2 protein-coding genes and 1 pseudogene are annotated in these 7,150 nt (G+C 35.7%); all 3 read left to right on the forward strand.

Features of this window, described 5'->3' with window-relative positions; translation table 11 throughout:
* The coding region (locus QLG01_RS03050; RefSeq protein ID WP_282495801.1) for a calcium-binding protein at nucleotides 1–3,422 on the forward strand (3,422 nt) is incomplete at its 5' end.
* A gap of 142 nt (nucleotides 3,423–3,564) precedes the next feature.
* Nucleotides 3,565–4,536, forward strand: a complete 972-nt coding sequence (locus tag QLG01_RS03055) for a hypothetical protein (protein WP_282495802.1) — start codon at nucleotides 3,565–3,567, stop codon at nucleotides 4,534–4,536.
* Nucleotides 4,537–4,539: 3 nt separating this feature from the next.
* Nucleotides 4,540–7,150 (forward strand): annotated as a pseudogene (locus tag QLG01_RS03060) (hypothetical protein); the annotation flags it as partial.

Raw genomic sequence — 7,150 nt, forward strand, 5'->3', positions numbered from 1 at the left:
CTGGTCCAGCAATAGAATATTTAGAATTTAAGAACGGGCAGTATTATGATTTAAAGGGTATAACCTTTGGTAATATTGTTACCCCGACCTTGCTCACTCATACAGATCAGATAACAACAACCCTGACTACGATTCAAAATACATTAAATACTTTTAACCCGAGAGCTCAAGCTGTACAAAGTAAATCAGCAATTTTTCAGCGCTGGGAAGCAAATGGACAAGGTGCATCCCCAGATGAAAGACCAGATGCTAGTATGATTATTAATGACATACAGTTAAATATTACTAAAAGAGCACGTAGTATCTTTGGTGGACATTATACTGTTGTCCAAGCGCTAAAAGCAGACGTAATTTATACTCATTTCAAGGATCAAGACGTTGTTGCTGAAAATGGAACAACACAAAAAGTTACAGAGAATGTAAACCAGGTCATCGGAGCTGAATGGGGAGAAATGATTTTTGCCCAAAATAGTAATGGTTCAACTTTACTCAATGGTAATGGCGGTAATGATGAGATCTACGCTGGTGCTCATCAGGACTTCATTTATGGCGGTGAAGGTAGCGATTTAATTCAATCTTTTAGTGGCTATTCTTTAACTGATGCAGCTGCAACAGCCTATTCTAATGATTATTATCGTGGTGGTTCTGGTAATGATGACATAAGAGGGACTATGTCAACTCAGGCTAATGATCGCCTTTATGGTGATGATGGTGATGATAAAATTAGTGGATATGCTCGAAGCTACATGAGTGGTGGAGCAGGTAATGATACCTTCCTTGGTGAAAGCGGTGGTGGATGGGTCGATGCCACATCTACGGATAAAGATTACCGAATAATGGAAGGTGGATTAGGTAATGATACCTACTATTTCGCTGAAAAGAAAAATAGTATGGATCTATATGCAACAATTCTTGAATACAAGAATCAAGGTACAGATGAGATTAATGTAAGTGGCGGGATCAATTATTTTGATCTTAGTCAATATAATGAAGTTGAAAACTTATTTGTGGCAGAATTTGAAGAAACAGGCTTAACTAACCAATTTTTTGGTAATAGTCTAAATAATAAATTTACTTTATATACCCCTAATAAAACAATTATAGATGGTCGTGAAGGTGTAGATACCATTGGTTATGAAAACGCCTTTGATATGATTAAAGTAAATTTATCACTTACCACCGAACAAGATACAGGGATGGGTAAGCACATTCTAACTAATATTGAAAATATCGTAGGTTCTGCTTATAACGATACTTTAATTGGAAGTACGGCAAATAATACTCTAAATGGTGGTGCTGGAGCAGACCGCATGGAAGGTGGTTTGGGTAACGATATCTACTATGTGGATAACGCCTCAGATGTTATTGTTGAAGCTGCAAATGCCGGAACTGATCTAGTTTATTCAACAATTACATATACTTTAACGGCAGAAGTCGAAAATTTAAGCCTGCAAGGTACAGCAAGTATCAATGCAACGGGGAATGCCTTAAATAATATTATTTATTCTAATGCTGGAAATAATATTATTGATGGTGGAGCTGGAGTAGATACTGTTGCATATTCTGGTGCTACAGCAGCTGTAACCGTAAATTTATCAAATGCTGCAGCACAAGCTACAGGTGGAGCAGGTTCTGATACCTTGAAAAATATTGAGAATCTAACCGGTTCTAATTATAACGATACGTTGATTGGGAATACTGCAAATAATACATTAAATGGCGGTATTGGCGCAGACCGAATGGAGGGCGGTTTAGGTAATGACACCTACTATGTAGATAACGTCTCAGATATTATTGTTGAAGCTGCAGGTGGTGGAACAGATTTAGTTTATAGTACGGTAACCCACACATTAGCCGCTGAAGTTGAGGACTTAAATTTACAAGGTACAGCAAGTATCAATGCAACGGGTAATGCCTTAAATAATACGATTTACTCTAATGTTGGAAATAATATTATTGATGGTGGAGCAGGTACGGATACTGTCACTTATTTAAACTCAGCAGCAGCTGTAACCGTAAATTTATCAAATGTCGCAGCTCAATCTACAGGTGGAGCAGGTTCTGATACATTGCTCAATGTTGAGAATCTAACAGGTTCTAATTATAACGATACGTTGATTGGGAATACTGCAAATAACACTTTAAATGGTAGTGTTGGTGCAGACCGTATGGAAGGCGGTTTAGGGAATGACACCTACTATGTAGATAACGCCTCAGATATTATTGTTGAAGCTGCAAATGGTGGAACAGATTTAGTTTATAGTACGGTAACCCACACATTAGCCGCTGAAGTTGAAAACTTGAGTTTACAGGGTACTGCGAGTATCAATGCAACAGGTAATGTTTTAAATAATACGATTTACTCTAATGCCGGAAACAACATTATTGATGGCGGGGCGGGAGTAGATACGGTTGCATATTCTGGCGCTACAGCAGCTGTAACCGTAAATCTATCAAATACAGCAGCCCAAGCTACAGGTGGTTCTGGCTTAGATACATTGCTCAATGTCGAGAATTTAACAGGTTCTGCTTATAACGATACTTTGATTGGAAACACTGCAAATAACACTTTAAATGGTGGTGTTGGCGCAGATCGAATGGAAGGTGGTTTAGGTAATGACACCTACTATGTAGACAATGCCTCAGATGTTGTTGTTGAAGCTGCAAGTGGTGGAACTGATTTAGTTTATGCAACAGTGTCTCATACATTAGCAGCCGAAGTTGAAAACTTGAGTTTACAAGGTACAGCAAGTATCAATGCAACAGGTAACGCCTTAAATAATATTATTTACACAAATGCAGGGAATAATATTATTGATGGCGGAGCAGGTATAGACACAGTTACGTATGCAAATGCGACATCTGCCATTACCGTTAACTTATCGAATACTGCTGCACAAGCAACAGGTGGTTCTGGTTCTGATACATTACTCAATGTTGAGAATTTAACAGGGTCCAAATATAACGATATTTTGACAGGCAATAGTGGAATTAATGTATTAGATGGTGGGATAGGCAATGATACTCTAACAGGCGATAAGGGTAATGATAATTATATTTTTGCCCGTGGCAGCAATATGGATACTATTGTTGAAAATGATGCTACAGCTGGAAATAAAGATACCTTATCATTTGGTAGTAATATAGCAGCCAACCAGTTGTGGTTTACGAAAACAGGTAACAACCTTGAAGTAAGTGTTATCGGTACAACTGATAAAGCGGTTATTAAAGATTGGTATTTAGGAAATGCCTACCATGTAGAAGAACTTAAATCTGGTAATGGATTAACGTTATTAGATTCACAAGTACAAAATCTAGTAAATGCAATGGCAAGTTTAACGCCCCCAGCAGTTGGACAAACATCCTTATCTGCAGATTACCAGACAAAGTTGAATCCTGTTATTACTGCAAATTGGAAATAAATTAAACAAAGCCCCTAAATAAAAGGGGCTTTTTTATAATTATACAAACTGACAAGATTAAAATAATAAATAATAGATAGATTGTAGGTTTTTAATATTTAATATATTATTGAATTTAAGTGTGCTTAATTTAAAATTTTAAATGAAAAGAAAATTATTATTTAAAAAAAAATACTTATTTGGCGCTTTTATTGTTGTCGTGTTAGGCTTCTTTGTTTATAAGAACTTTTTGGAAAAGAAAAGAGAAAAAGAGTTTTTTAAGCATCCTCCAATTGTTAAGCAGACTTGGCCATCTTCTACTAATCCAGATGGAATGGTATTAAATATTCCTGCCACTTATATTGATGGTGGTACTTTTATTTTTGAACCAATTTTAAAAGAAGAGGAAGAGAAGAAGAGAAAAGTAAGAGTTAAAGAGGGAAAAGAGGAAATTTGCGATGTATATACTTGCCAAGAGCTTTTTGAAGTTCTACTTCCAAAATTTGAACCTAAAAATTTAGAAAACTTACATATTTTCAAAACAGAAACACCCAAAGATATGGAGGCGTATCATATTCGAATTATGCTTTTAAAGTTGGAGAGTTGGGCATTTAATGGGGGAATAGGAAAAGATAGAGAGACAGAATTTTCTATTCCTAAAAATTATTTAAGTACCGAATTAGGTGCAGTGTTCCATACTAAAAATACATTTTTGAAAGGTGAGTTGTTTAATTATATAAATACTAAAAATCGGTCTGATTTAGGATTAATAGAAGTAACCTCATTAAGACAAAGTGTTCCTGGTGGTTTCTATAGAGTCGTGCCCCATAAAGAATGGGATAAAAAGTATCCCGAAGATGTAATTGAGGATGCTCAGCACCATAAAATATTCTTTAAAAAAAATGAACAGGGTTCAGTTACAACATATATCCGTTGTGATTCCCAAACCAGTGTAGTTAAAGAAGAAAAATTAGAAGCTTATGCTGATCCTAAATTGTATCGATGTAAGCATAATTTTGATATTCCAGAATTATCTTTAAATATTAGTGCAAATTACAGTGATAAATATTTGTCGGATTGGCAAAGTATTGAGAAAAAACTCACATTATTAATTAAATCATTTCAGGAAAAATAACCAATGGCAACCTTAACTTCAGCGGATATGGTCCAATTAGAAAAATATGCATCTTCAGGAGATCGCTATAACTATTGGAAATTCTTATCTAATAAAGGTGATAGATATGCAACTCTAGCCCTATCTGTAGTCACCAATGAAAGTCTTTTAGGTCAATCTGCAAATGGACATTTTGCTGCTTATTATTTGAATAAAACTGGTAAAACACAGACTTCACAAGAAGCTTGGGAGACTGGTACAAAAATAATGCAAGCTGATCTTGCAATGCGTAAAAATTACCTACAGTCACCTACTACAAAAAATCCTTTAGATTTAACCATTGAGGATATACGTAATTATCATAAAGCAGTATTTGTCGATCAGATGAAGTTAGATGCTACAGCATGGACATTTGAAGACATATATCAAGATATTCTTAGAGATAAGGGTAAAGTAGCTGCTGAAGCTTTTTGGGATGATGTCCTAGATAGTAGTACTATTTATTCAGCCTTTATAACCTTATTAGAATATGGGGAAAACTTAGGCACCCCATTTGGTCAAGAATGGGCAAAGACCCAACTTTTAGTATTTGCTAAGCAAACTAAAGTCATTTCTAATCGTAGTATTGATAAGCTAGATTATAATGGAAAAACATATACTTATGATTATAAAAATAAAAAATGGTACTATGAAGCTGGTGGGGTTAAAACTTTTATTAAAGAAGAGGCTCCGGGCTCTTTACAAACAATATTAAATAATGAGAGAAATTTTAGGATACAAAAATTTGGTAATAATGTTATCAATTCAAATACTTCAAACCTTTTTCATTTTATGCCCTCAGAGGTAGATTGGAATAAATTCTTGGCAGAAAGTGTGACAGTGCTTGATAATGCTAGTGGTTATCAGCTTGTAGGAACGCTGAATGGAAATAAGGCAACTATCACTATTTATAAAGATAGTAGTTCTGCGCAAAAATATACCGATATAAATGGTAATGAAATAGAAGTTAAGCTTGATGCTAATAATAATTTAACAAGTGTTAGAACATTAGAAAAAACTACTAACTTAACTACAGAAATTACTCGTACTTATAAAACAATTGTCACTACAAATGAAACTATAACTACTGATATTAATAGAGTGCGTGATGCTAATAATAATATTGTTTGGAGCAACAGTTCTATCATTATTAGTAGTGATAAGGGTGTCATTGAACTGATGCCACATAAAAATGCAGTAACTGGTAAATATGAGCTTGTTGCTGCCTCTAAGACTCTGGAGGGGGAGTCAACTCTCTTAAGTCAAGCAGAATTAAATAATTTATTAACAAAGATGGGTGTTAATCCGTCATTACTTAATTCTTCAACCGGTGATCTGACTGCGCTATATTCTGCTGTCAATTCAGCAACAAATACAACACAAGTTATTCAAGCCGCAATAGATCACCAAGAAGCCTGGGAATTAAAGGCTGATTATATTTTTAATGGCGCACAGAAAATATTTAATGATATTTTTAATGTGGAAACACTTAATGGGGCGGTACAAGCATGGTTCAGTGAGAACTTTAATAATCTAGTAAATGGGACAAAGTCTGAATCTGAACTACTTTACTCCTTTGTTAAAAAATATTTTGAGACTTATGCGAAAGACAAAATTAGTGATAGCTTCCAGAGTTTTATAGCAAATAATACAACTAAACTGAGCCAGTCAGAAGCAGTCATCGCTCTTCAGAAAATTAGTGATAAAGTGTTTGGAACCAATGCATCACATCTAACCCAAGGTGTGGGGCAAGTACTGGTTTCCTCTCTTTCAAAGTTCATTGCCACAGCGGTTGTTGATGGTAAAGGTTATAACTCCTCACAATATGCCACATTAGCTGCCAGTACGTTAGTTTCTTCTGCGGCTACTTATACAATTGTTGCCAATTCTGTCCCAGGTTTGACTATGGTGAATTCAGCAGGTTCTATAACTTTATCACCTGCTGGACAGGGAGCTGTTGCTGCGATTGTAACTACAGCAGCCAGCTTAATCGATGATCATAAGCTAAACAGTTCTGAATATTCGATGCTCGGTGTACAAGCTGCAATTGCCGCGATCTCTACATATATTGGGGCAGCAGCTAGTGTAATTTTAACGCCAATTGGAGGGGCAATAGTTGCAGCTGCAGTGAACTTTGTATTGTCTAAAGTAGTCGGTTCAATTTACAAAGGTAAAGTTTATTATGAAAATGAATATGGCACCGTTGAGGAAGCATGGGCCTCTCGTTTCTTAATCACAGGTGAAATGATAAAAACAAGTGATGGTAAAGATTATTATAAGAAAACCATGCATCTGGTAGATCATTCTGTTTCTGGTAGTAACTCTGGTGGTACAGCACCTAGCAATACACTCTCTTACACTGAACGTTTCAATGTTGATGATATTTTAGGAACCAAATCTGTAGATGTAGCTATAGGCAATATCAAAGATAACATTATCGTTACGCATGAGGGCGATGACTTTGTCATGGCTGAAGGTGGTGACGACCAAATTGCTTTAGGAGAAGGAGTTGACTTTGCCTATGGCGGAGCTGGAAATGACACTATTTTAGGCCAGCTTGGCAATGATTTGATTTTTGGTGATTCTGGCAATGATA

The sequence above is a fragment of the Acinetobacter sp. V89_4 genome (assembly GCF_029967875.1).
Classification (GTDB): Bacteria; Pseudomonadota; Gammaproteobacteria; order Pseudomonadales; family Moraxellaceae; genus Acinetobacter; species Acinetobacter oleivorans.

Excerpts from the sequence above, each read along its gene's own strand:
- QLG01_RS03055 (WP_282495802.1), top strand. The coding sequence starts at position 3,565 with ATGAAAAGAAAATTATTATTTAAAAAAAAATACTTATTTGGCGCTTTT.